Raw genomic sequence first — 23,760 nt, 5'->3', positions numbered from 1 at the left:
AAAGCGGATCTCCGGCACTGAAATCTACATCATGAACAGGTGTATCCACATACTGGCTTTGGTTCTGATTTTCGGCAGCCTTCACGCTCAGTCCGGGCGTATGAAGGGGGACACGGATATCAGCCCCTACCTCCACGCCTCCTGGGATTCCCTTTTAAAGGCTCACGTTAGCAATGATGGAATGGTCAATTATAAAGGGTTTCTGGAAGATCGGGAAAGCCTTCGGTCGTATTTGTCAGAACTGTCAGAGACCCCGCCCCAGCCAAATTGGACCCGGGAAGCACGACTGGCTTATTTTATCAACCTCTACAATGCGGGTACTATTGCCATGATTCTCGAGAATTATCCGGTTAAGAGCATTCGGGATATAAAAAGGCCATGGGGAAGAAAGTGGATACAGGTAGGAGAAGACCTGTATTCCCTGGGGGATATTGAACATAAGATCCTGCGAAAAATGGAGGATCCAAGAATACACTTTGCGATCAATTGCGCCTCCTTTTCCTGTCCGCCCCTTCCGAAACAGGCATTCACTGAAGCAGAGGTCGAATCCCAGCTTGAGGGTGTCACACGTGCCTTTATCAATGATCCACAGCGGAACGTCATTTGTCCTGAAAAAGCGCAAGTCTCAAAAATCTTCAAATGGTTCCGGGCAGACTTCGAATCGGCCGGAGTCTCCCTCCTGGATTATTTAAATCGCTACACAGACAAACGGCTGAAACCTTCAACACCGATTGAATTTCTGCCATACGACTGGTCCCTCAATGAATCTGTGCAGTGAGTGAATTCAGTATTATCATTCCGACCCTCAATGAGGGGCCCCGCCTGGAAACCCTGCTTCCCTATCTCTATGCAAATGCAGATCCCGGAGCGCTTCCTGAAATCATCATATCCGACGGGGGAAGTACGGATGATACCAAAGAAATCGCCCGAAAGGAAGGAGCTCTGGTAATCTCTGCACCCAGGGGCAGGGCGTCTCAGATGAATGCCGGGGCCAAACAGGCGAAGGGTCGTATTTTGTATTTCCTGCATGCGGATTCACTACCACCCCCGAACTTCCAATCCAAAATCACCTCCGCCCTCAAGCGCCGGGAAACCGCCGGATGTTTCAGAATTCGTTTTGAACCATCCAATGCTTTCCTCAGTGCCTTTGCCTGGTGTAGCCGACTGAATTTTCCAATATGCCGGGGTGGAGATCAATCGCTTTTCCTGCCCAAAAAATGGTTTGAGGCCCTGGGTGGTTTCGATGAGCGCTACCGCGTATATGAGGATAATGAATTCACGGGAAGGCTTTATCGCCATTATACCTTTACTGTGCTTCCCTCGGAGTTGAGAACATCTGCAAGGCGCTATCGGGAAAAGGGCGTCTATCAACTCCAATTCCATTATGCGGTCGTTCACCTTAAAAAATTCTTTGGAGCCAGTCCGGAATCCCTGTACCGCTACTACAAAAAACATATTTCTGTTGAGCCAAAAGCGGATACCTAATACTTCAGATAATAATCGCGGATGACCTGTTCTGCAGGTTTGTTTTGGGGGGTGAACCGGTTATCTGAGGGTCCGCCAGCCCTGGAATGGTGAATAAACCACTTCCATACAAACCCGCCGGCAAACCAGTCTTCTGACCAGAATTCCTGAAAAATTGCCTCTTTGGCATTTGCCTGCGCCTCCAGGTTGACCTCTTCCTCATTTCGGTCTACCAACCAGGGTTTTTTTGCTGTAAAATCCATGCTGCGGTATCCGAATTCCGTAAACAGGACCGGCCTGTTCACGTTCTGTTGAAGTTTTTCAATTTCTGTTTTCCATCGACTCCATCCCTCCCTCAATTCAGAAACCCCGGGATTTCGGGCCTCAGATAGCGGAAAATACGCATCGATCCCGATAAGGTCCAGGTCCTGCCAGAAAGAAATGCGTTTGTATTCATCCCAATTGGCCGCATAGGTAAGCTTTCCGGAATAGCGTTCCCGGACCTGTCGTATCAGCCATTTCCAGTACTTGGGCCGATGTTCCACAAAGGTTTCCAATTCCGTGCCGATACAAAACAGACGAACCCCGGTCTCTTCAGCCAGCTCAGCATAGGTTAGGATAAAATCGGCATACTGCCATTCCAGTTGCTTCCAGTCTGCTTCGGAATTCATCTTGAGGTCCCCGGTAAAGATCCCCCGCCAAATCCACAGTTGTGGTTTCAACATCACCCGGATCCCATTTTTATGTAGCAGGCTGATGTACTGCCGGGCTCCCTGCCGGGTTTCCCCGAACCACTGGCGATCAGTATCAAAAATAATTTCCGGACTCTCCTTTTCCCGAATAAAACCAAAGGGCATTACAGCGGCATAGCCTGCGTGGATAGCCCGTATTGCCTGCACGTGTTCAACATTTGCAGGCTCCCGTGAAGCCACGAAACTAACGCCATTGATCTTTTCTGATGGTCGGTTGGTGCAGCAATAACAAAGCAGTACCAAAAGGAGGCCAAATTTCTTCATAGCTGAGGTCTCATCCAGACTTAAAGGTACATATTAATCGCAGGAATGCTTTCCTGTTCTGTTAAGTTTGTAACTTCAGAGCGACTCAATGTAAAACACCTTACCCGATACCATGCAAATTGTAATCATCGGAAATGGAATTTCAGGAATTACTGCGGCAAGGCATATCCGAAAACTTTCCGATCATCAAATAACGGTAATCTCCGCGGAGAGCGACTACTTTTTCTCACGCACGGCCCTGATGTATATCTATATGGGGCATATGAAATATCAACATACCAAACCCTATGAAGATTCATTCTGGAAAAAGAACCGAATCGAACTAAAACGGGCAAGGGTTCGATCCGTAGACACTGAAACAAAGACCCTGATCCTGGATTCCGGATCACAGATAGCCTATGACAAACTCATCATCGCAACTGGTTCCCAGCCAAATCGGTTTGGGTGGCCGGGACAGGATTTAAAAAGGGTTCAGGGCCTTTATTCCCTTCAGGATCTCGAAGCTCTGGAGAAAAACGCCCCGGATTCCCACCGATGTAAAAGGGCCGTAATTGTAGGTGGGGGGCTTATCGGGATCGAATTGGCAGAAATGCTCAGGAGTCGCAATATCCCGGTGACCTTCCTGGTACGCGAAACCAGTTTCTGGAATGGTGTACTCCCCCAGGGAGAGTCCGCAATGATTAACGAACACATTCGTGAACACCACGTGGATCTGCGACTGAATACCAACCTGAAAGAAATCCTCTCGGATGACGCCGGGGCTGCCCGAGCCGTGATTACGGATGGTGGCGAACAGATCGATTGTGATCTGGTCGGCCTTACCGCCGGGGTCAGGCCCAATATTGATTTTCTTTCCGGTTCGGGAGTCCAAACAGATAAAGGGGTTCTGGTCGACCGCCAATTACGAACCAACATTCCGGATGTATTTGCCATTGGAGACTGCGCCCAGCAGCGTACCCCAATTGGCAAACGGCGCGCTGTGGAAGCCGTCTGGTACACCGGACGAATGATGGGTGAAACAGTAGCCCGGACAATCTGCGGCGCGCCCATGGAATACAACCCGGGCCACTGGTTTAATTCTGCCAAATTCTTCGATATTGAATACCAGACCTATGGGTGGGTTTCCGGGGCGAGTAGCAAGGATCCACAGGAACGACAATTCCACTGGAGACATCCGGAGCAATACCTCTGCCTCACGATATCCTATCACAAAGAGTCGCGGGTGCTGCTGGGCATCAACACGTTTGGAATTCGAATGCGGCATGAGGTTATCGACCAATGGCTTACCGAAAATCGCACCGTAGATCAGGTTGTTCCCCGCCTTGGGGAAGCCAACTTCGATCCGGAATGGTATCGTCATTATGAAACCGAGATTGCCCAGACCTTCACCTCTAAAGCCGAAAAAGTAGTATGAATACCCTGGATTCTATGTCATTGGCCGGCGGGCCACCCAAGGGCCTGAAGAACGGTCAGAAATTTGCCGTTTTCCTGGGACTATCGAGTTTTTTTATTGTCGTGCTTGCCGCGTTCGGACTCAATTTTCCAAATAAGGGCTTCTGGCTGACAGCATCGCTTTCGGGGATTTTGGGAGCGGTGATTTGGTTCAGCTGGATTGCCTACCGGGACGACCCGAAAGGAATTAAAAACCACGGTGTCTGGTTTAAATCGATTTCCGGCCGGGGTCTCTGGGCCTGGGCCCTGGGTATTCTGATCACCGGGTTTTACATCGTACTGTATTTCTACCCCGAGTATCTGGGTCTGGTCAAAGATGGCCCGAACCGGGGCCTGATTTCGCTTTTTGACCCCCTGAGCCGCGCGTTAAGTGGCAATCCGGCAAGCCAGTGGTTTGTTTACGGGACCTTATATACCCTGGCTATTCTAGCCTTCGGCATCAAATTTATCTGGAAGTACCGCCACAATAGGTACCAACAGCTCAGAACGATGAGCGTCATGTTCTTCCAGACGGCCTTTGCTTTCATTATCCCGGAAATCATGGCGCGGTTAAACGGAGACCTTCCCTACTACGACCTGAAAAACATATGGCCGCTGAATTATTACAATTTTGAACGGTATCGGGTGAATGCCTTTATCGATTCCGGGGATATCGGTCTGGGGATGCTCATCTTCGGGATAGTTTCCATACTTGTCATCACTCCTCTGCTTACGTATTTCTACGGTAAACGCTGGTATTGTTCCTGGGTTTGTGGTTGTGGCGGCCTGGCCGAAACTGCGGGGGACGCTTTCAGACAACTGAGCGATAAAAGCACTTTTGCCTGGAAGGTGGAGCGCTGGGTTGTGCATAGCGTGCTGGTTTTTGTGGTACTTATGACCACAGCGGTTATTTACTCCTATCTGGGTCCGGACACTTCAAAATACTGGCTGAGTAAATCCCAGTTTCTTATCGGGGTAGGCGTGCTGCTTACGGGTGTTTTTGCCTGGGTGATGGTCTACAGGCGAAGTGCACTTAAAAAAGATGCGATATACGGGGCATGCGGATACCTTCTTATCATTCTCGGGTTGCTGGCCATTCATTTTTTCAGTGATTCCAGGCATGTCTTTGTTTTCTCCTCTGAGGGTCTGAGGAAAACCTATAGCTTCCTTATTGGAAGTGTTTTTTCAGGAGTCATCGGAACGGGCTTTTATCCGATTTTCGGCAATCGGGTCTGGTGCCGGTTCGGCTGTCCTATGGCAGCCATCCTCGGGCTCCAACAGCGACTCTTTTCGCGCTTCAGGATAACGACTAACGGCGGGCAGTGCATCTCCTGCGGGAATTGCTCTACGTATTGCGAGATGGGGATCGATGTACGGGCCTATGCCCAGAAGGGCGCGAATATCGTAAGGGCGAGTTGCGTGGGCTGCGGGATCTGTTCTGCGGTCTGCCCCAGAGGCGTACTCAAACTTGAAAACGGACCCCTGAAGGGACGGATTAACCCACATGAAGTCTTGCTGGGCAACGATGTCAACCTGATGGAACTCGCCAATCAAAACAGTGATTCAGTAGCCTGACCATTATCTATTCCGGAACCCCTTTCAAAACTACAATGCAACGTATTGCCCTGATTATTCCAGCATTTAATGAAGAAAAATCCATAGGAAATGTCCTGGCGGATATCCCGTCTGTTGTAGCTGAAACCGTAGTGGTGGACAATAATTCCAGCGATGGCACGGCTGATGTGGCCAGAAATGGCGGGGCAACGGTACTCTATGAACCTCAAAAAGGATATGGGTATGCGTGTCTGAAAGGCATTGATTATTTGAGTAAAACATCCAGAAGGCCTGATATTATCGTATTTATGGATGGAGATTATTCCGATTACCCTGAAGAGCTTCCTAAAGTGGTCGCTCCAATATTGGAACAGGGGATGGATATGGTGATCGGGGCCCGGGTAAAATCCCTTCGTGAGGAGGGTTCAATGACGCCTCAACAAGTTTTTGGCAATGCATTGGCAACCTTCCTGATGAAGGTGTTATTCGGGGCCAATTATACGGATCTGGGTCCCTTCAGAGCGATAACGTTTAGCGCACTGGAAACTCTGGAGATGGAAGACAAAACATACGGCTGGACTGTCGAGATGCAGCTTAAGGCCATAAAGAAGAATCTGGCATATACCGAAGTGCCTGTTCGTTACAGAAAAAGAATTGGGATCTCAAAGGTCTCCGGCACCGTAAAAGGTAGTATATTTGCCGGCATAAAAATTTTAGGCTGGATATTTAAATATAGTTTTAAATAAATCATGGGACTAACCATTGCTTACATCATTATTGGGATTTACACCCTTTCGCTTATTCTGATTTTTATGTACAGCCTCGCCCAGCTAAATCTTCTGGTCAACTACCTCGGGCAGCGGCGCAATCAGAAGGAGGCGCCAAAATTTAATTTGATGGATCCCCGGGAAATCCCTCACGTAACCGTTCAGTTACCGATTTATAATGAACAATATGTGATAGACCGCTTGTTGGCTAATATAGCCCTGCTGGAATATCCCAAAAGCAAACTGGAGATTCAGGTCCTTGACGATTCAACAGACGATTCCGTCCTGCAGACAGCAGAGAAGATCAGGGATTTGCAAAAAACGGGACTGGACATTCAGCATATCTGCAGGACCAACAGGGAAGGTTTTAAAGCCGGTGCCCTTAAGGAAGGTCTGAAAATCGCAAAAGGAGAGTATATCGCAATATTCGATGCTGACTTCCTGCCCGATTCCGACTGGCTTAAGAAAACCGTTCCCTACTTTAAAGATTCAGAGATCGGTGTTGTTCAAACACGTTGGGGGCATATTAACCGCGATTATTCTACGCTTACCCGTATTCAGGCTTTTGCCCTGGATGCGCATTTTACCCTTGAGCAGGCAGGTCGAAATGCCAAAGGTCACTTTATTAATTTCAACGGTACTGCCGGTATTTGGAGGAAAGAGTGCATCCTTGATGCTGGGAACTGGGAAGGCGACACCTTAACAGAAGACCTGGACCTGAGTTACCGGGCTCAGCTTAAGAACTGGAAATTCAAGTATCTGGAAAATGTTGAAACTCCCGCAGAACTGCCCGTAGTCATCAGTGCAGCGCGGTCCCAGCAATTCCGATGGAATAAAGGGGGAGCCGAAAACTTCCGCAAGACCGTTTTGAGTGTTTTACGGGCAAACAATATTCCATTTAAGACAAAATTTCACGGGGTGATGCACCTGTTGAACAGCTCTATGTTCCTCTTTGTATTCCTGGTTGCCATCCTCAGTATTCCCATGCTGTATATCAAAAATTCGTTTGGGCACCTGGGATGGATATTTGAAATGACCAGTTTTTTCATCGTCAGTACGATCATCCTCTTTGTTTGTTACTGGTTTACCTATAAGAGTATTCAGGGAAGCGGACTCGATAATTTTGTTTCGTACATCAAACTGTTTTTCACCTTCTTTTCGGTAGCCTTAGGGTTTTCCCTGCACAATACCGTGGCAGTCCTGGAGGGGCATATGGGCAAACGCTCAGAATTTGTCCGTACGCCTAAGTTCAACATCAACAGTTTGAAAGATACCTGGAAGGGCAACAAATATCTGGTTGAAAAGATTTCTCCGAATACCATTCTCGAGTTTGCGCTGATGTTATACTTCCTCTTTGGGATGTACAGCGCCATTCCCCTGAATGATTTTGGACTCTTTCCCTTCCACTTCATGCTCTTTTTAGGCTTTGGTTTCGTCTTTATGAAATCTGTCTCTGCCAAGGCGTAACAATTCGTAAATCAGGTCGAAACAGTCCTTACCCTTCAAGAATTCACGGCAAAACCAAAGACAGGGGAGTCCTTTTTCCTGTATTCCTGTACTCAAAGAATGTTTGTGACGCAGTAGTTATATATTCTGGGTGAGGATAAGCCTTCGGAGCGGAATCAGTCATTGGGTAGAACACACGCTTTAAAAACCCGTTATTTTTCTTTTTCTTGCAGGGGCGAAACCAAACTTCATGATCCGCGCCCTGCAAACCTTCTGGAATCTGCACCGTATTTCCATTTTACTGGTAGGGCTGAGTCTTGTTTTCTACTGGGTGTTCGGGTACGACCTCGGGCGTGAAGATTCTGTAAAACTGATCACACTCTTTGCTGCCCTCTTCTTTTTTTCTTTCAAATTGATACAGTTTGAGAAATGGAATCTGAGGTTTATGGTGACAAGCGGTCTGCTTTTCCGAGCTGTTTTATTGTTTGCCCTGCCCAACCTGTCCCAGGATTTTTATCGGTTTATATGGGATGGAAACCTCATCCTGGAGGGCCTTAACCCATATTTGCTCACGCCGGACCAATGGATGGCACAGGGGGGATTATCCTTTGATACGGCGGCAGAACTCCATAAAGGGATGGGAAGTCTGAGCAGGGAAAATTACAGTAACTATCCACCTGCTAACCAGTATTTCTTTGCGCTCTCAGCCTATCTGGGTGGCAAAACCATCATGGGTACCATTATCAGTATGCGCGTCATGATCATTCTGGCAGATCTCGGCATTCTGTATTTTGGAAGGCGGATCCTGAAAAAAATCAACCGGGCCCCCAACCTGATTTTCTGGTATTTCCTCAATCCGCTGGTCATTATAGAACTCACAGGGAACCTTCATTCTGAAGGTGTCATGTTGTTTTTCTTTGTTCTGGCCATGTTCCTGGTTATTACCAACAAATGGTATCTGGCCCTTTTCCCGTATGCTTTTTCAATTGGCATTAAACTCATACCCCTGCTTTTCCTTCCCCTTTTACTTCCCCTCCTCGGTTGGAAAAAAGCGACAGGTTTTTATCTGGGTATTGGCCTATTAATCGCAACCCTTCTGTATCCACTCTATTTTCCTGAATTCGGATCCCATTACGGCCAAACCCTGCGCCTGTGGTTTTCAAACTTTGAATTTAATGCCAGTCTTTATAATCTGGCGGAATGGATTGCTGTTAATCAGGGCGCAAAACCCTGGGAATTCATCAAGCAGTACGGGGCCATTGTACCGGGTCTAACTGCACTGATCACACTTGGGGTCTGCGCACACCCCATAATCAAGCTGCCTAAATACTGGTTTGGCGGGGCTTTGCTGGCACTCTGTTCATATTACTTTCTATCGACCACCGTGCATCCATGGTACGTTATTTTTCCTCTGCTGTTAAGCACTTTTACCAACTTCAGATTTGTGTACCTGTGGTCTGCCACCGTGATCCTTAGTTATGTGGCCTACGCCGGGTCCGAAGTGCAGGAAAGGCCGTGGATTCTGTTTATTGAATACGCCACCGTCTATGGTTTTCTCATTTATGAGATCATCAGAAATAAAAGAAATCTGTCCGTGATTGTCAAAAACCAGGTGAGAATCCCGACTGATTAAATAATATTTGTACATTTGGAATACGATGAAGACAGAACAACTTCTTTCCTTCTATTCCATGCCAGGTTATCCGGCATCGCTCAGGCGTTTCCGCCTCCGCCCGTAAGGGTGCACTTCTTCCTTGGAATTAGGTGAGTCCAGTTCCGCATCGTATTTTAAATTCTTTTCCCACTTTTTATCAATTTATTGGCAATGAAAATCGTAGTTGCTGATGCATCACATATAAAATTTGCAACGGTCATTTCAGAAACCATCACTGAATCGGCTAAGGTTCGCGGAACCGGTATCGCAAAACGGACGCCAGAGTATATCATCCAACGCCTTAAAAATGGAAATGCTGTAATCGCCATCGACGGGGACCGGTTTGCAGGCTTCTGTTATATAGAGGTCTGGAGTCACCAGAAATACGTTGCGAATTCAGGACTTATCGTACATCCCGATTACCGGAAACAGGGGCTGGCCAAGAAAATCAAAAAAGCCGTTTTTGAGCTTTCCCGCAGGAAATTCCCTGAGGCCAAGCTTTTCGGTATTACCACAGGTCTGGCGGTGATGAAAATCAATTCGGACCTCGGGTATCGCCCGGTTACCTATTCCGAACTCACCGATGATCCCCAGTTCTGGAAAGGATGCCAAACGTGTAAAAATTTTGATATCCTAACCCGAACCAATCGCAATATGTGCCTTTGCACGGGGATGTTATACGACCCAAAACAAACGCCGGAGGAAGCGCCATCGAGATTTGATAAAAAATCCATGGAACGCCTGAAGCAGATCAGGCGGAGCCTCCTTTCAAAAAAGAAAAATCCATGAAAAAACTCGTACTGGCCTACAGCGGGGGCCTCGACACTTCCTACTGTGCGCATTACCTCACCCACAAAGAAGGATATGAAGTCCATGCCGTAACTGTAAATACAGGCGGTTTTGACAAAAAAGAACTGGAAGATATCGAAGCAAAGGCCCTGGAACTGGGCGCTCACTCCTATCTCGCCAGAAATGCAGTCCAATCCTTTTACGATCGGGTGGTGAAATACCTGATCTACGGAAATGTCCTGAGAAACAATACCTACCCCCTATCCGTTAGCGCCGAACGGATTGTGCAGGCCATGGAAATTGCCCAATACGCAAGGACTATTGGTGCAACCCATATCGCGCATGGAAGCACAGGTGCAGGGAATGACCAGGTCCGCTTCGACCTCATTTTCCAGATAATGGCCCCGGAGGTTGAAATCATTACACCCATCCGGGATAACAAACTCTCCCGGGAGGCGGAAATCGCATACCTCCAGGAGGCAGGTATCGCGTACAGCTGGGAAAAAGCCAAATACAGCGTCAACAAAGGTTTGTGGGGGACTTCTGTGGGAGGGGAGGAAACCCTGGGATCCCGCAAACCCCTGCCGGATCAGGCGTATCCGAGTCCCCTGGAACAACGCGAATCAGAATCCGTGGCCCTGGAATTTACCAAAGGAGAATTAACTGCCCTTAACGGAGAAAAAGACACTCCGGTAAACAACATCCTGAAACTGGATAAACTGGCTTCAGCCTTTGCCATTGGAAGGGACATCCACGTGGGGGATACGATTATAGGTATCAAGGGACGCGTCGGCTTTGAGGCTGCGGCCCCTTTAATTATCCTGAAATCTCACCATTTGCTTGAAAAACATACCCTAAGCAAATGGCAGCAATTTCAGAAAGAACAGCTGGGCAGTTTTTACGGGATGCTCCTTCACGAAGGGCAGTATCTGGACGAAGTCATGCGCAATATTGAGTGCTTCCTCGAGGATGCCCAGAGACACGTCAGCGGACGTGTATTTGTCAAACTGCATCCCTATCGGTTCGAACTCGAAGGAATCGAATCTGAATACGATCTGATGGACGCTTCCTTCGGGAGTTACGGCGAGCTCAATCTGGGGTGGTCCGCCAGGGATGCCAAAGGATTTATCAAAATCCTTTCAAACCCCGGGAAAATTGCTTCACAAATAAAATCAGGGGAATGATACGGGCTGGAATTATAGGTGGTTCAGGATATACAGGAGGTGAACTCATTCGCCTGTTGCTCAACCACACGGAGGTCCGTCTGGATTTTGTGTTCAGCAGAACCCGCAACGGGGAATCCCTGCACACCACCTTCCCGGATCTCACCGGACAGACCACACTGGTCTACACCAATCGGCCTGAACCCGATGTGGATGTCGTATTCCTCTGCCTTGGACATGGAAATTCAGGGCGATTCATGGAAGAATGGTCATTTAATCCGGAAACCCGGATCATTGATTTGAGCAATGAATTCCGGTTGTCTGAAACTTCTGATTTTAAAGGAAAGGCTTTTGTGTACGGTCTTCCGGAACGCAATGCAGATCGCATCTCCAGGGCTCGGAATATTGCTAATCCGGGTTGTTTTGCAACAGCCATTGAGTTGGCGCTGCTTCCGCTGGCGCAGGAACAACTTCTTACGCAGGCAGTACATATAAACGCCGTAACGGGCAGTACCGGGGCCGGAGCCGGGCTTTCGGAGACCTCCCATTTTAGCTGGCGGAATAACAATTTTTCCCTCTATAAACCCTTTATCCATCAACACCTTGCGGAAATCCGCGAAACTCTGGATGGTTTTGGACCCCCCGTTCCCGAGCTCTTCTTTCTTCCGCACAGGGGCGATTTCCCCAGGGGTATTTTTGCTACGGCATACGTGGCCTATGAAGGCACAATTCAAGAGGCCCGGGATCTGTATGCCTCCTATTACAGGGAAGCTCCCTTTACCCTTCTCACTGAGGCCGTCCCAAACCTCAAACAGGTGGTCAATACAAATTCAGCACACCTGCACCTTCATAAACACAATGGGGTGCTGCTGATCACTTCAATCCTGGATAACCTCCTGAAAGGGGCTTCGGGACAGGCAGTTGAAAACATGAATCTGATGTTTGGTATTCCCAGGGATACCGGACTAAAACTAAAAGCTATAGGCTTCTAAATCTAAAAAAACATCCTGATGAAAATAGCAATTATCGGTGCCGGCAATCTTGGCCTCTCCATTGCAACCGGCATTCTCAACAGCGGGGCGGCTACGACAATGTATCTGACCCGGCGATACCCGGAAGCCCTTCGGGAATTTGAGGCATATGGCAATGTGGTGACCAGTTCGGACAACCGCATGGCCGTGAGCAAATCAGACATTATCATCTTTGCGGTACAACCCGGGGATTTCCCGGATGTACTTCAGTCTGTCGCAGATCTTTTCAGCGATAATCACGTCATTATCTCGACAATTACCGGCTTTTCAATCGGCGAAATTGAAGCCATTACGGGTCCGGAGCGGTTCATTATTCGGGCGATGCCCAATACAGCTATCTCGGTAGCACATTCCATGACCTGTTTGTGCAGCAACGAACACGGTAAAACGCGTTTGGAACTCGCCGAGGCGATTTTTAACCGCATGGGGCATTCCATGATTATCCCAGAGGACAGAATGCAGGCCGCCACCGTAATATGTGCCAGTGGAATTGCCTTTTGGATGCGCCTGATCCGGGCAACCACCCAAGGGGCTATTCAGCTGGGATTCGATGCGGAAGAGGCTCAGGAGCTGGCCATGCATACTTCCAGGGGTGCGGCCGAACTCCTGATACAATCCGGCAGGCACCCGGAAGCCGAAATCGACCGGGTGACTACGCCCATGGGCTGCACTATTGAAGGGCTGAATGAAATGGAGCATCAGGGCTTGAGTGCTTCCCTGATTCGGGGGATCATAACCTCTTTTGAAAAAATTTCAGAAATCCGAAAAGGATAGCGCATGGAACTCTTTGACGTATATCCCAGATTTGATATCACGCCGGTCTCTGCCCGGGGTTGCTGGATTACGGACCAGAACGGAGAGCGATTCCTGGATTTATATGGCGGCCACGCGGTCATTTCCATTGGCCATTCTCACCCTGAATTTGTAAAAAACCTTTCCGAACAGCTCCATCGGATTGCCTATTACAGCAATTCCGTCCAAATCCCCCTGCAGGAGAAGCTATGCGCTGCCCTAGGAGCGGCCTCCGGATTGGACACCTACCAGTTGTTTCTATGTAATTCAGGCGCTGAAGCAAATGAAAACGCCTTAAAATTAGCATCCTTTCACACGGGGAAATCAAAGGTTATAGCCTTTAAGAATAGTTTTCACGGTCGTACTTCAGCTGCCGTAGCCGCTACGGATAACCCATCGATTATTTCAAAACTCAATGCGGGTCACGAGGTTGCGTTTGTCCCGCTGAATGACCTTACAGCCCTTGAAAATGCATTGTCCGAAGAAGACGTTTGCGCAGTCATCCTGGAGCCCATTCAGGGCGTGGGTGGTCTCGGGATGGCTGATAATGCCTTTATGGAGTCCGTGGCGATGCTCTGCAAGCGTTATGGGGCCGTGTTCATTGCAGATGAAGTACAGAGCGGATTCGGAAGGACAGGGAAATTCTTTGCTTTTCAGCACAGTACAGCTACCCCTGGTATCATCAGTATGGCAAAAGGGATGGGGAACGGATTTCCGGTTGGAGGTATCCTCATTCACCCTGATATCTCAGCCCAGAGCGGTATGTTGGGGACTACTTTTGGAGGCAACCACCTGGCATGTGTCGCCGCGCTAACGGTTCTGGACGTTTTGGAAAATGAGAAACTCATCTCCAAAATACCGGAACTGGAACGATACTTCCGCATGGAACTTTCAGCCGTTCCATACATACGCCAAATTAAGGGTAAAGGGCTGATGCTTGGTTTTGAAATGGAATTCGAGGTCGCTGACCTTCGAAAAAAGTTGCTGTACGAACATCGCATTTTAACCGGCAGTTCTAAAAACAAGAATTTGCTTCGCATCCTTCCGGCCCTCAATATTGGCGCCGATGAATTAGACCTGTTTTTCAAAGCCCTCAAAACTGAACTCCAATGAAGCATTTCTTAAGCACCGAGGACATCGGGTCCCTCCCGGAATGGATTGCAAAAGGGAAGGAACTCACAGAAAACCCCAAAGACCTCAGATCCCTCGGGAATGGCAAAACCCTCTGTCTGCTTTTTTTTAACAACAGTCTGCGGACCAGGCTCAGCACACAAAAAGCTGCCCATCTTCTGGGGCTCGAGGTTATTGTGATGAATTTTGGTTCAGAAGGCTGGAATCTGGAATTGACAGATGGAACGGTAATGGAGCATGGGGCTGCAGAGCACATCAGGGAGGCTGCCGCCGTTGTGGGCGTGTATGCAGACCTGATAGGAGTACGGGCTTTTGCCGGTCTCAAGGATCGGGAAACTGATAAGGCAGAAGGTATTCTAAACGGATTTGCCGCCCATTCAGGGATTCCGGTAATCAATATGGAGAGTGCTACGGGGCATCCATTACAGGCGTTGGCCGACGCCCTGACAATCTCCGGCGCGACAAAAAAGAACAGACCAAAAGTAGTCTTGTCCTGGGCTCCACATCCAAAAGCACTACCCCAGGCGGTACCGAATTCCTTTGTTAAGATAATGAGGCGAATGCCCGTGGATTTGGTAGTCACGCACCCGCCCGGATATGAACTCGATGTCGATATTACAGGAGCCTACACTCCTGTCTACGACCAGCGCCAGGCACTCGAAGAGGCTGACTTTGTCTATGTAAAAAACTGGAGCAGTGTCACCCGCTACGGCGAAGTACTTCTCCGGGATTCCACCTGGATGATGACATCCGAAAAACTCGGTAAAGCGCAATTCATGCATTGCCTGCCGGTCAGGCGGAATGTCGTCGTGGCCGATGAGGTTCTGGACGGACATCAGTCCCTTGTTCTCAGACAGGCAGCTAACCGTACGGTCGCTGCCCAGCTTGCGATGATGCACGTATTGGGAAAATCATAAGAAACATAAACTCGTGAATCAGGAAATAACTATTGTAAAAATCGGAGGAGCCTTTCTGGAGGATCAAATTCTTCTGGAATCGTTTTATACCTCTTTTTCTGAATTGAAAGGGCGTAAGATCCTGATTCACGGCGGGGGACAACGCGCAAGTAAACTCAGCAGGGAATTGGGCATAACCCCCAAAATGGTGGATGGGCGAAGAATAACAGATGTCCGGAGTCTCGAAGTGGTCACCATGGTGTATGCCGGTTGGGCGAACAAAAAGTTGGTATCCGGGCTGCAGGGTCAGGGCTGCAACGCCCTCGGCCTAAGCGGCGCGGATGCCGATCTGATACGGGCCCGGAAAAGACCGGTATCTGAGATCGATTTTGGGTTTGTAGGGGATGTGGAGCGCGTTCAGACAACGGCGTTAATCCGATTATTGGATGCCGGATTCACTCCTGTTTTTTGCGCCCTGACGCATGATGGGAACGGGCAACTGCTCAATACGAATGCGGACTCCATTGCCGCTTCACTCGCCATTGCACTGAGTGCATCCTACAGCACAAAATTGATTTACTGTTTTGAGAAGGAAGGTGTTTTACGAGACGTAAATGACCCCGAAAGTGTGATTTCTGAAATCGACAGGTATGCTTTCGAAGCCCTGCGGAAATCCGGGGATATTGCCACAGGAATGATTCCTAAATTGTTTAATAGCTTTAAAGCTTTGGAGGAAGGGGTCGGCCAGGTATGTATCGGTTCGGTGGGTCTTCTGAGCGGAAATGCCCCTAAATTCACTCAAATCATATTATGAATTCTCTCGAAAAGCTTACCCGTGAGGCGCTTGCGCTTCTGCAGCAATTGATAGAAACCCCCTCCTTTTCCGGTGAGGAATCTGCAACGGCCAATTTAATACGCCAATGGCTGGAATCCCATGATATTGGGTGTGAACAAATTGGAAATAACATCATTGCGAGGAATGCCTGGTTTTCAGAAGATAAACCCACACTACTGCTGAACTCCCACCACGATACGGTGCGTCCAAACAAGGGATACACCCGCGATCCGTTTAAGGCCACCCTCGAGGATGGAAAACTTTACGGCCTGGGCAGCAATGATGCCGGTGGGTGTCTGGTATCCCTTCTGGCCTCTTTTGTCTATTGGCATCAGGCAAAGGACCTATCCCATAATCTTCTCATGGTTGCCTCGGCGGAAGAAGAAAATTCAGGACCAAACAGCTTAAGGGGAATCCTGGATTCGTTGCCTGCGATCGATGTGGCGATCGTTGGGGAGCCCACAGAAATGAATCTGGCAATTGCCGAAAAAGGGCTTGTCGTATTTGACGGCACAATCACAGGTACACCTTCTCATGCCGCCCATCCCAATCCAGATAATGCCATTTACAATGCCATTCCCGTACTCGATTGGTTCCGAAATTACCGGTTCCCAAGGGTCTCAGAAACACTTGGAGAAGTCAAATTGACCGTCACCCAAATTAAAGGAGGAAAACAGCACAATGCGGTTCCCGCACAGGTGGAAATCGTATTGGATGTACGCGTAAATGATCGCTACAGCAATGGTGAAATTGCCGAAATCCTGGAAAAGGAGGCTCCTTGTAAGCTCCGTGCGCGGTCGCTGCGCCTGAATTCCTCTTCCATAGATCCGGAACATCCCCTGGTGATCAGCGGGATTGGTTTGGGCCGAAAAACCTATGGGTCCCCTACGCTTTCGGACCAGGCTGCGCTCAGTTGTCCTTCCCTGAAAATGGGGCCTGGGAAGAGCCAGCGTTCCCATTCAGCGGATGAGTTCATCATGGTTCAAGAGGTTGAGGAAGGCATTGCCATATACGTCGCAATGCTAAAGGGATTCCTGCAACCTGAAAGATTTGGGTAACTTCGCGGGTGTGGGGAGTACCTGGCAGTACCTCCCTGGAATCCAGGCGTATTACTTTGGGAAGGTGATAGGGTTTTGCAGGGATGAAGACGATATTAAACCTGGGGGATACAGGGGGCTTTTTCCCCCTTAAAATAAAGTTCTCAAAAGCAGCCCGGGTTCACGAAATTATGGCTTCAGTCGTTAGGGTTCAAAAGGAAAAAAATAGTCACTAAAAAAAAAGCTTATGAAACTTTGGGATAAAGGCGGTACTCCGGACGAGCAAATGGATCACTTCACGGTCGGTAACGACAGGGAACTCGATCAGGTGCTTGTAACTTATGACTTGAAGGCTTCAAGAGCCCATGCCAATATGCTGGGCCGGATCGGAATCCTTTCTAAGGCAGAAACCGAATCCCTAACCTCAGCTCTGGACCTTATGCTGGAGGAAGTGCGGAACGGGGAGTTTTCCATTGATCCACCCTTTGAGGACATGCACTCCAAAATAGAATTCGAACTCACGGAGCGCCTGGGAGAAGCGGGAAAGAAAATACATACCGCACGCTCCAGAAACGATCAGGTCCTCGTGGCGCTTCAGCTATACCTCAAAGATGCTCTTTCGGGTTTTCACGGGCAAGTAAAGGCGCTTTTCGACCTGCTCCTGCGACTTGCTGACCAACATAAAGACGTCCTGCTTCCCGGATATACCCATCTGCAGGTCGCCATGCCTTCCTCTTTTGGCCTTTGGTTCTCCGCCTATGCCGAAAGCCTTATCGACGATGTCTACATGCTCCGGGCAGCCTACAGGGTCGCAGATCAGAATCCCCTGGGAAGCGCTGCCGGATACGGAAGCTCTTTTCCCATCGATCGGGATTTTACAACTGCGCAAATGGGGTTCGCAACTCAGAAGTATAACGTGGTAGCCGCCCAGATGGGCCGGGGGAAAGTAGAAAGGCTTTCAGCCATGGCTATGGCTTCCATAGCGGGTACTCTAGGGAAACTAGCTATGGACATTTGCCTGTACATGAATCAGAATTTCGGGTTTGTTTCCTTTCCGCAGGAGCTCACTACCGGAAGTAGTATTATGCCGCATAAAAAGAACCCGGACCTCTTTGAACTCGTAAGGGCAAAATGCAATATCATTCAGGGCCTGCCAAATCAATTGAGTTTGCTGACGACTAATCTTCCCAGTGGATATCATAGGGACCTCCAAATGACCAAACCCCTGATCCTTCCCGCTGTTGAAGATTTAAAATCCTGTCTTGAAATCACTATAAGCAGTTTGGGGAGAATCCAGGTGAATTCAAATATTCTTTCTGACCCCAAATACGATTATTTGTTCAGCGTAGATACCATGGATGCGATGGTTCAACAGGGCATTTCCTTCAGGGAGGCCTATCGCAAAATGGCAGCGCAGATTGAAGAGGGCACTTATGAGCCCGATAAAAGCCTAAATCACAGTCATCAGGGGAGTCTGGGGAATCTATGCCTGGATGAAATCCGATCCAAAATGGAATCGGCCTGGAATGGGTAAGCGCGTTACGAAATCATCCGAAGGTTTATCACCTCCTGAGGCGTTAAATGCCTCCAGTGTCCCCTTGGCAGGTCTTTTTTGGTAAGTCCGGCCAGCACTACCCGATCGAGTTTGACGACCTGGTATCCCAAATGTTCAAAAATCCGTCGCACAATTCGGTTCCGTCCACTGTGTATCTCAATCCCAACTTCCCGCTTGGAAACACCATCGATATAGCTCACCTCATCTACTTCAATCAGACCATCTTCCAGTTCCAGTCCCTTCCGGATACTCGCCATATCTCCCGCTTTCAGGTTTGAATCCAGCTCTACGTGATAGATCTTGCGTACCCCGTGTTTGGGATGTGTCAGCTTTTTAGTGAGTTCCCCATCGTTGGTGAAGAGGAGCAATCCGGTAGTCATGCGATCCAATCGGCCTACCGGGGGAAGTCTTGAAGAACTGGCCCGGGTTATGAGTTCCATAACCGTCCTTCTCCCCTTTTCATCCTTTGTGGTAGTTATAAAGTTTTTGGGTTTATTCAATAGCACGTACTCTTTCTTTTCGCGCTGCAGCAAGCGCCCGTCGAAGCGTACTTCATCTGTGGGATCAACCTTATACCCCATTTCGGAGATGATCTTTCCATTTACGGTAACATTCCCGGCTGCAATCAGGACATCGGCTTCCCTCCTGGAACAAACCCCGGCATTTGCGATATACTTATTGAGACGGATTTTTCCAGAGTCCGCATTTGATGTCTTCGCACTGGCCGATGGACGCGGACGCGGGGCAGGGCGTTTAGAGGCGTCCCATGAACCGGATTTTGCCGATCCCGGAGTCCGCTTTTTATAGGGTCCGGATTTTGAGGTCGAGGACGATCGCGATGACCGTTGCCCGGTTGCGTCACGATCAGAAGAATCCCTCCTGAAGGACCGTTCAGCGCTCCCTCCGGATGACCGTGCAGGTCGGGAGCCAGAGGAATCCCTGCTGGGTGTTGTCCTGCCTGAAGATCGGGCAGGTGTTCTTTTCGATGGGCCGGAAGCGGTGGATCGGGACGATCGCGGAGTTGATGAATCCTGACCGGTTGCCTCAGTTCTGGAAGACCTTCCAGACCCGGATTTCGAGGCTTTGGAAGCTGCCTTTCTCGGGCCTGCCTTCTTGCCGGAATTGGTTCCTGTGGGTTTTTGGGTGGGCTTTCTGCCTTTACCAGAATCGGAGTTGCTCATATCGAGGTTTCCGCAAAGGTATTAAATGTCCGCTTGATCAAACCCTAAAATCGATTGTCTTGACCGATTCAGGATCAAACGGGTAACATCGGGGCGACTGTAATGACCCGAAGGGTCAAAGTTTTGTCGCTCCTGATATATTCTTTGAAGAGAGAGATCTGCAAGAAATAGGCCCTCCTCACCTGTTTGGGGCTCCAGAACCCAGTTTCCGTCCGGACCTGCAACACATGAGCCGCCATTGCTCAGAATTTTTGGTGTTTTTTCTAAAAACTCACTGAGGTGGGGCGTACTTTCAGGAAAATCTTCCCGCCGCATAAGGGCAGAGGCCGAAATAACGTAACTACGGGATTCCCTTGCTATAAAACGGGTAATATCCCGCGTATTGTAATCGCTGCCGGGCCAAACCGCAATATGTACATTTTCGCCCTGTCCATAGAGAGCAGTTCTCGCAAGTGGCATCCAATTTTCCCAGCAGTTCAAACCACCTACTCTAAATTCCTTCAAGGGGTGAACCTGAATTCCATGCCCATCGCCGGGAGCCCAGGTAAGTCTTTCATCGTATGTGGGTTGCAATTTCCTGTGAATGGAACACAAACCCCTGGAAGCATCGATATAGGCAAGTGAACAGTAAAGGCTATGTCCTCCCCGGTCCTGGGCGCGTTCCACAATACCCAGGTATATGGATATGCCGAATTCCGAGGCCAGGGAAATTATCGGGTTAAGATCTCCGTGTTCAGGTATGACAGCGTTTTCGAGATAATGAGCATGCAGTGCTTTATTGCCAGGCACTTCCCAGGCTGCCCCATCCATATAGGCAAGCCAATAAGGATACCCTGGCCAGAAGGCCTCCCCAAATACAAGGAGTTCCGCATTCTTTTCAGCGGCACTCTTAATGGCTTCCTCAATTACTTTAAGGGTGCCTCGCTTATCCAGCCATTTAGGGGCGAACTGGGCAATGGCAACCCTCAGTGTATTGGAATTCATAACAATCTGTTTATCAAAAGGTCTATGTCTATCAGGAGAATACCGATGACCCCCGAAACAATAATAAACTTAAGAATATTGTGAAGCCATACAAACTGTTTCTTTGAGTTTGATTTCCATAGCAACACCAAAAACAAGATCAACAGAAGGCTGGTTGCACTAAAATAGAGATACATATACCCAACATCGAAGTAGGCTATCAGCAATCCTGCAGGGACCAGGGCAAGCAGGACAAGCAGTGTTACACATTGTTTGGAAAAACGCGTGCCATAGCGCACTGCAATCGTTTGGTAATTCTGGGCGATATCCCCGGCCAGGTTTTCCATATCTTTTATGAGTTCCCTGCTGAGTATGATCAGGAAAAGGAAGAGGGCATGTACGAAAATTACCGTGTCGAAGTTTCGGTAGTATACAAAAATGGCAAAGAACGGGGTGATCGCCAAAAGGGCAGAAACGATATTTCCCAAAAACGGTAATTTCTTTAACCGGTGTGAATAGAGCCAAATGGCAAAAACATAGGCTGCAAAAAATAGCGCGGCCCGGAAAGAAACAGAGCTGGCCAGCAAAACGCCCAGAAAATTCAACACAAAATAGGCGTAGATCTTAACCCGTTGACTCACGAGTCTGTCGAGCATCATCTTCTGGGGTTTATTGATCAGGTCCTTTTCAGAGTCGTAAAAACTATTGATGATGTAGCCTCCCGCAATGACCAGGGCAGAAGACAATACCAGTACAAAGAGATTTGGATCGAAGGCCACCTCTCCCCACGGTAGATCGGGTGACATGATAAAAATAGCCGCCAGGTATTGGGCCAATGCGATAACCAGAATGTTGTAACCCCTGACAATGGAAATAAGACTCAGTGACTTCAGCAGAAACAACCTGGTCTTACGGGAAAACATGAAGTTTGTGTTTAGAAGTTGTAAACCACCTCCAAACGATGTCCCTTGAGGGCCTCACGGGCCTGATCCAGATCTTCAGTAAATCCAAGGATATAGCCGCCGCCTCCGGATCCGCATAATTTGAGGTAATACGAATTGGACTCGATTCCCTGCTTCCATAACTGGTGAAATTCTTTGGGGATCATTGGGCTGAAGTGGTTTAGCACCACATTGGACAATTTCTTGATATTCCCAAAAAGGGATTTGACATTGCCGCTTATGAAATCCTCCACACAAGCATCCGTGTATCGGATAAACTGATCCTTAAGGACTTTCCGAAACCCTTCATGTTTCATCTGCTCCATAAAGATCTGTACCATTGGAGCTGTCTCCCCCACCGTACCGCTATCCAATAGAAACACAGCACCTTTCCCATCCGGGTTTTGAGTGGGAATACTGGTGGATTCGATATTGTCCTGTGAATTGATCAGTATGGGCAAACTCAAATAACTGTTGAGGGGATCCAAACCGGAGGATTTTCCGTGGAAAAACGATTCCATTTTCCCGAAAATAGCCTTAAGCCGAAGTAACTTTTCCCGCGTAAGATTCTCTAAGACCGTAATCTTATCCTTCCCGTATCGATCATAGATGGCTGCTACGAGCGCTCCGCTGCTTCCAACGCCATAGCCCTGTGGGATTGAACTGTCGAAAAACATCCCCTCGCGTATATCTTTCTTCAGGGAGTCCAGATCAAAGGAGACCAGATCCGGCGATTCCGTCTGAACTTCTTGCAGGTACACGGCAAATTGGTTCAGGTTTTTATTCGATTCCAGGGCTTTGCCTTCCAGATGATCCGATTTCTTTAGGGCTCCCTTAAAGAAATTATAGGGAATGGACAGTCCACGGGAATCTTTTATGATTCCGTATTCTCCGAAGAGCAGGATTTTGGAATAAAACAACGGTCCTTTCATTGAAGTGTCTATAAACGTTAAGAACAAAAGTAGCAAACTTTATTCTAAAGGTAGTGTTAAACCTTAAAGCCTTGATGCACCGGGTCCTACGCGGTCGAGTAAATAATGTCCATCCTGACAAAAGGAAACAAGTTCCTCCTTTAAAAACGCCTGTATTGTTTCTTTATTCTCTCCGGGATAGAGCAAATGGACATTTGCCCCGGCATCCAGGGTAAAGCAAACGGCATGCCCTGTGCGCCTCCGGTATTCCCATATACGTTCAATAATTTCAAGGGTTCCGGGTTTCATGAGTATAAAATAAGGGTTGCTGCTCATCATCATGGCATGCAAACTGAGGGCTTCGGATTCCACCAGAGCCATAAAGGCATTGAGATCTCCTTCACGGAATACAGGCCGTAATTGATCTATGTGTTTGCGAGCCTGGTCAAACCGGGATTTGGCAAAGGGATGTCCCTGCATCAGCGCGTGACCTACGGTACTGCTCACCTCTTTCTTTCCCTTATCCACCAGGAGAATCGTATCCTGAAATGATTCAAAAACAGGATGCACTTCGAAGGGATAGGAAATGCCGTACAGATTGGAACTCCCCGGTACAGCGTCGTGCTCACCCCATTGCACAACCCCGCCTTTAATACTTCTGGCGGCAGAACCTGAACCCAACCGCGCCAGAAAAGAAGCCTTATGATGGAAGAATTCTGTTGACATATCCGGATAGATTTTAAGCTCCAGATCCATCAGACAAAGCGAGAGGGCCGCCATACCGCTGGCCGAGGAAGCAATCCCGCTGCTATGGGGAAAGGTGTTTTCCGTTCGAATCTCAAAAGCATACTCAGAGAGAAACGGTTGATAGGGCAAAATGCGTTCAAAAAAAGTGCGAATCTTCTCCGAAAAATGGGGTGCAGGGGCTCCATCCAGGTATATGCTAAAATGGGGAAACTCCCCGGGATCCATTGTTTTTTCGCAAATAAGGGTGGTGCGGGTAGCTGAGGTATCCAGCGTAAAACTGACAGAGGGATTCGTGGGAATCTGGCCTGCCAGCTTACCCCAGTATTTGACAAGGGCGATGTTGCTGGGGGCCTTCCAACTGAACGTGCCTGCATCAGGCAAGTCCCCTGAAGGTCCGGGAATAAAATCCTTTTCGATCATCCACAGGTTTTTTTGCAAAGATATGCCTTTGCACCT

At 48.6% G+C, this 23,760-nt stretch carries 22 protein-coding genes; 16 read left to right on the top strand and 6 right to left on the bottom strand.

The features are described 5' to 3' along the window. Positions 1–31: 31 nt before the first annotated feature. Positions 32–778 carry a DUF547 domain-containing protein gene (locus QU605_RS08205; RefSeq protein WP_289724803.1) on the top strand — a complete coding sequence of 249 codons (747 nt, stop codon included), beginning with the start codon at positions 32–34 and terminating at the stop codon, positions 776–778. Further along, on the top strand, positions 775–1,485 hold the full coding sequence (locus tag QU605_RS08200) for a TIGR04283 family arsenosugar biosynthesis glycosyltransferase (protein ID WP_289724802.1): 711 nt from the start codon (positions 775–777) through the stop codon (positions 1,483–1,485). Before QU605_RS08205 ends, QU605_RS08200 begins: the two co-directional genes overlap by 4 nt. Here the strand turns inward: QU605_RS08200 and QU605_RS08195 are convergent. Beyond that, positions 1,482–2,480, bottom strand: a complete 999-nt coding sequence (locus tag QU605_RS08195) for a glycoside hydrolase family 113 (protein ID WP_289724801.1) — start codon at positions 2,478–2,480, stop codon at positions 1,482–1,484. The two genes, QU605_RS08200 and QU605_RS08195, sit on opposite strands and share 4 nt — an antisense overlap. A gap of 112 nt (positions 2,481–2,592) precedes the next feature. Between QU605_RS08195 and QU605_RS08190 the strand changes: the two genes are divergently transcribed. The 14 genes from QU605_RS08190 (at position 2,593) to argH (ending at position 18,540) form a co-directional block, all read left to right on the top strand. Next, on the top strand, positions 2,593–3,894 hold the full coding sequence (locus tag QU605_RS08190) for an NAD(P)/FAD-dependent oxidoreductase (RefSeq protein WP_289724800.1): 1,302 nt from the start codon (positions 2,593–2,595) through the stop codon (positions 3,892–3,894). Continuing rightward, positions 3,891–5,486: a 4Fe-4S binding protein gene (locus QU605_RS08185; protein WP_289724799.1), complete on the top strand. Its 1,596-nt coding sequence runs from the start codon at positions 3,891–3,893 to the stop codon at positions 5,484–5,486. The genes QU605_RS08190 and QU605_RS08185 overlap by 4 nt, the downstream gene beginning before the upstream one ends. 35 nt (positions 5,487–5,521) lie before the next feature. Continuing rightward, entirely contained in the window at positions 5,522–6,211 is a 690-nt protein-coding gene (locus QU605_RS08180) for a glycosyltransferase family 2 protein (protein WP_289724798.1), read from the top strand. Positions 6,212–6,214: 3 nt separating this feature from the next. Then, entirely contained in the window at positions 6,215–7,699 is a 1,485-nt protein-coding gene (locus QU605_RS08175; protein ID WP_289724797.1) for a cellulose synthase family protein, read from the top strand. Positions 7,700–7,928: 229 nt separating this feature from the next. Beyond that, on the top strand, positions 7,929–9,311 hold the full coding sequence (locus QU605_RS08170) for an MptA/MptB family glycosyltransferase (protein ID WP_289724796.1): 1,383 nt from the start codon (positions 7,929–7,931) through the stop codon (positions 9,309–9,311). A gap of 192 nt (positions 9,312–9,503) precedes the next feature. After that, positions 9,504–10,121, top strand: coding sequence for a GNAT family N-acetyltransferase (locus QU605_RS08165; protein ID WP_289724795.1), 618 nt, complete (start codon positions 9,504–9,506; stop codon positions 10,119–10,121). After that, positions 10,118–11,305 (top strand): argininosuccinate synthase, encoded by a 1,188-nt coding sequence (locus QU605_RS08160; RefSeq protein ID WP_289724794.1) that lies wholly within the window; start codon positions 10,118–10,120, stop codon positions 11,303–11,305. The genes QU605_RS08165 and QU605_RS08160 overlap by 4 nt, the downstream gene beginning before the upstream one ends. Beyond that, on the top strand, positions 11,302–12,276 hold the full coding sequence (gene argC, locus QU605_RS08155) for an N-acetyl-gamma-glutamyl-phosphate reductase (RefSeq protein WP_289724793.1): 975 nt from the start codon (positions 11,302–11,304) through the stop codon (positions 12,274–12,276). Before QU605_RS08160 ends, argC begins: the two co-directional genes overlap by 4 nt. Positions 12,277–12,294: 18 nt before the next feature. After that, positions 12,295–13,089, top strand: a complete 795-nt coding sequence (proC, locus tag QU605_RS08150) for a pyrroline-5-carboxylate reductase (protein ID WP_289724792.1) — start codon at positions 12,295–12,297, stop codon at positions 13,087–13,089. Between the two features lie 3 nt (positions 13,090–13,092). After that, positions 13,093–14,220, top strand: a complete 1,128-nt coding sequence (locus QU605_RS08145) for an aspartate aminotransferase family protein (protein ID WP_289724791.1) — start codon at positions 13,093–13,095, stop codon at positions 14,218–14,220. Continuing rightward, positions 14,217–15,155, top strand: coding sequence for a Rossmann-fold NAD(P)-binding domain-containing protein (locus QU605_RS08140; RefSeq protein WP_289724790.1), 939 nt, complete (start codon positions 14,217–14,219; stop codon positions 15,153–15,155). Before QU605_RS08145 ends, QU605_RS08140 begins: the two co-directional genes overlap by 4 nt. Before the next feature lie 13 nt (positions 15,156–15,168). Beyond that, positions 15,169–15,948, top strand: coding sequence for an acetylglutamate kinase (gene argB / locus QU605_RS08135; RefSeq protein WP_289724789.1), 780 nt, complete (start codon positions 15,169–15,171; stop codon positions 15,946–15,948). Next, positions 15,945–17,027: a M20 family metallo-hydrolase gene (locus QU605_RS08130; RefSeq protein WP_289724788.1), complete on the top strand. Its 1,083-nt coding sequence runs from the start codon at positions 15,945–15,947 to the stop codon at positions 17,025–17,027. The genes argB and QU605_RS08130 overlap by 4 nt, the downstream gene beginning before the upstream one ends. Before the next feature lie 226 nt (positions 17,028–17,253). Then, positions 17,254–18,540 (top strand): argininosuccinate lyase, encoded by a 1,287-nt coding sequence (argH, locus tag QU605_RS08125; protein WP_289724787.1) that lies wholly within the window; start codon positions 17,254–17,256, stop codon positions 18,538–18,540. 5 nt (positions 18,541–18,545) lie between these two features. Here the strand turns inward: argH and QU605_RS08120 are convergent, their stop codons facing one another. From QU605_RS08120 to QU605_RS08100, 5 genes are all read right to left on the bottom strand, one after another. Continuing rightward, positions 18,546–19,742 carry a pseudouridine synthase gene (locus tag QU605_RS08120; protein WP_289724786.1) on the bottom strand — a complete coding sequence of 399 codons (1,197 nt, stop codon included), beginning with the start codon at positions 19,740–19,742 and terminating at the stop codon, positions 18,546–18,548. Positions 19,743–19,763: 21 nt separating this feature from the next. Further along, on the bottom strand, positions 19,764–20,726 hold the full coding sequence (locus tag QU605_RS08115) for a carbon-nitrogen hydrolase family protein (RefSeq protein ID WP_289724785.1): 963 nt from the start codon (positions 20,724–20,726) through the stop codon (positions 19,764–19,766). After that, entirely contained in the window at positions 20,723–21,628 is a 906-nt protein-coding gene (locus QU605_RS08110; protein WP_289724784.1) for a geranylgeranylglycerol-phosphate geranylgeranyltransferase, read from the bottom strand. Before QU605_RS08110 ends, QU605_RS08115 begins: the two co-directional genes overlap by 4 nt. A gap of 11 nt (positions 21,629–21,639) precedes the next feature. Further along, positions 21,640–22,578 carry a mevalonate kinase family protein gene (locus QU605_RS08105; protein WP_289724783.1) on the bottom strand — a complete coding sequence of 313 codons (939 nt, stop codon included), beginning with the start codon at positions 22,576–22,578 and terminating at the stop codon, positions 21,640–21,642. A gap of 63 nt (positions 22,579–22,641) precedes the next feature. Next, the gene (locus QU605_RS08100) at positions 22,642–23,724 is read right to left on the bottom strand and encodes a diphosphomevalonate decarboxylase (protein WP_289724782.1); all 1,083 of its coding nucleotides are present in this window, start codon (positions 23,722–23,724) and stop codon (positions 22,642–22,644) included. Between the last annotated feature and the right edge of the window lie 36 nt (positions 23,725–23,760).

The sequence above is a fragment of the Robiginitalea aurantiaca genome (assembly GCF_030380815.1).
Lineage (GTDB): Bacteria > Bacteroidota > Bacteroidia > Flavobacteriales > Flavobacteriaceae > Robiginitalea > Robiginitalea aurantiaca.
The sequence above is the reverse complement of the archived record's forward strand: the minus strand, read 5'-3'. Positions and strand labels throughout refer to the sequence as shown.

Bases quoted from the DNA above. Each gene is read 5' to 3' on its own strand.
- argC (WP_289724793.1), top strand. From the start codon at position 11,302: ATGATACGGGCTGGAATTATAGGTGGTTCAGGATATACAGGAGGTGAA.
- QU605_RS08140 (WP_289724790.1), top strand. From the start codon at position 14,217: ATGAAGCATTTCTTAAGCACCGAGGACATCGGGTCCCTCCCGGAATGG.
- QU605_RS08145 (WP_289724791.1), top strand. From the start codon at position 13,093: ATGGAACTCTTTGACGTATATCCCAGATTTGATATCACGCCGGTCTCT.
- QU605_RS08160 (WP_289724794.1), top strand. From the start codon at position 10,118: ATGAAAAAACTCGTACTGGCCTACAGCGGGGGCCTCGACACTTCCTAC.
- QU605_RS08165 (WP_289724795.1), top strand. From the start codon at position 9,504: ATGAAAATCGTAGTTGCTGATGCATCACATATAAAATTTGCAACGGTC.
- argH (WP_289724787.1), top strand. From the start codon at position 17,254: ATGAAACTTTGGGATAAAGGCGGTACTCCGGACGAGCAAATGGATCAC.
- QU605_RS08190 (WP_289724800.1), top strand. From the start codon at position 2,593: ATGCAAATTGTAATCATCGGAAATGGAATTTCAGGAATTACTGCGGCA.
- QU605_RS08180 (WP_289724798.1), top strand. From the start codon at position 5,522: ATGCAACGTATTGCCCTGATTATTCCAGCATTTAATGAAGAAAAATCC.
- QU605_RS08175 (WP_289724797.1), top strand. From the start codon at position 6,215: ATGGGACTAACCATTGCTTACATCATTATTGGGATTTACACCCTTTCG.
- QU605_RS08205 (WP_289724803.1), top strand. From the start codon at position 32: ATGAACAGGTGTATCCACATACTGGCTTTGGTTCTGATTTTCGGCAGC.
- QU605_RS08185 (WP_289724799.1), top strand. From the start codon at position 3,891: ATGAATACCCTGGATTCTATGTCATTGGCCGGCGGGCCACCCAAGGGC.
- QU605_RS08110 (WP_289724784.1), bottom strand. From the start codon at position 21,628: ATGTTTTCCCGTAAGACCAGGTTGTTTCTGCTGAAGTCACTGAGTCTT.
- QU605_RS08120 (WP_289724786.1), bottom strand. From the start codon at position 19,742: ATGAGCAACTCCGATTCTGGTAAAGGCAGAAAGCCCACCCAAAAACCC.
- QU605_RS08195 (WP_289724801.1), bottom strand. From the start codon at position 2,480: ATGAAGAAATTTGGCCTCCTTTTGGTACTGCTTTGTTATTGCTGCACC.
- QU605_RS08115 (WP_289724785.1), bottom strand. From the start codon at position 20,726: ATGAATTCCAATACACTGAGGGTTGCCATTGCCCAGTTCGCCCCTAAA.
- QU605_RS08100 (WP_289724782.1), bottom strand. From the start codon at position 23,724: ATGATCGAAAAGGATTTTATTCCCGGACCTTCAGGGGACTTGCCTGAT.
- QU605_RS08105 (WP_289724783.1), bottom strand. From the start codon at position 22,578: ATGAAAGGACCGTTGTTTTATTCCAAAATCCTGCTCTTCGGAGAATAC.
- QU605_RS08170 (WP_289724796.1), top strand. From the start codon at position 7,929: ATGATCCGCGCCCTGCAAACCTTCTGGAATCTGCACCGTATTTCCATT.
- QU605_RS08130 (WP_289724788.1), top strand. From the start codon at position 15,945: ATGAATTCTCTCGAAAAGCTTACCCGTGAGGCGCTTGCGCTTCTGCAG.
- proC (WP_289724792.1), top strand. From the start codon at position 12,295: ATGAAAATAGCAATTATCGGTGCCGGCAATCTTGGCCTCTCCATTGCA.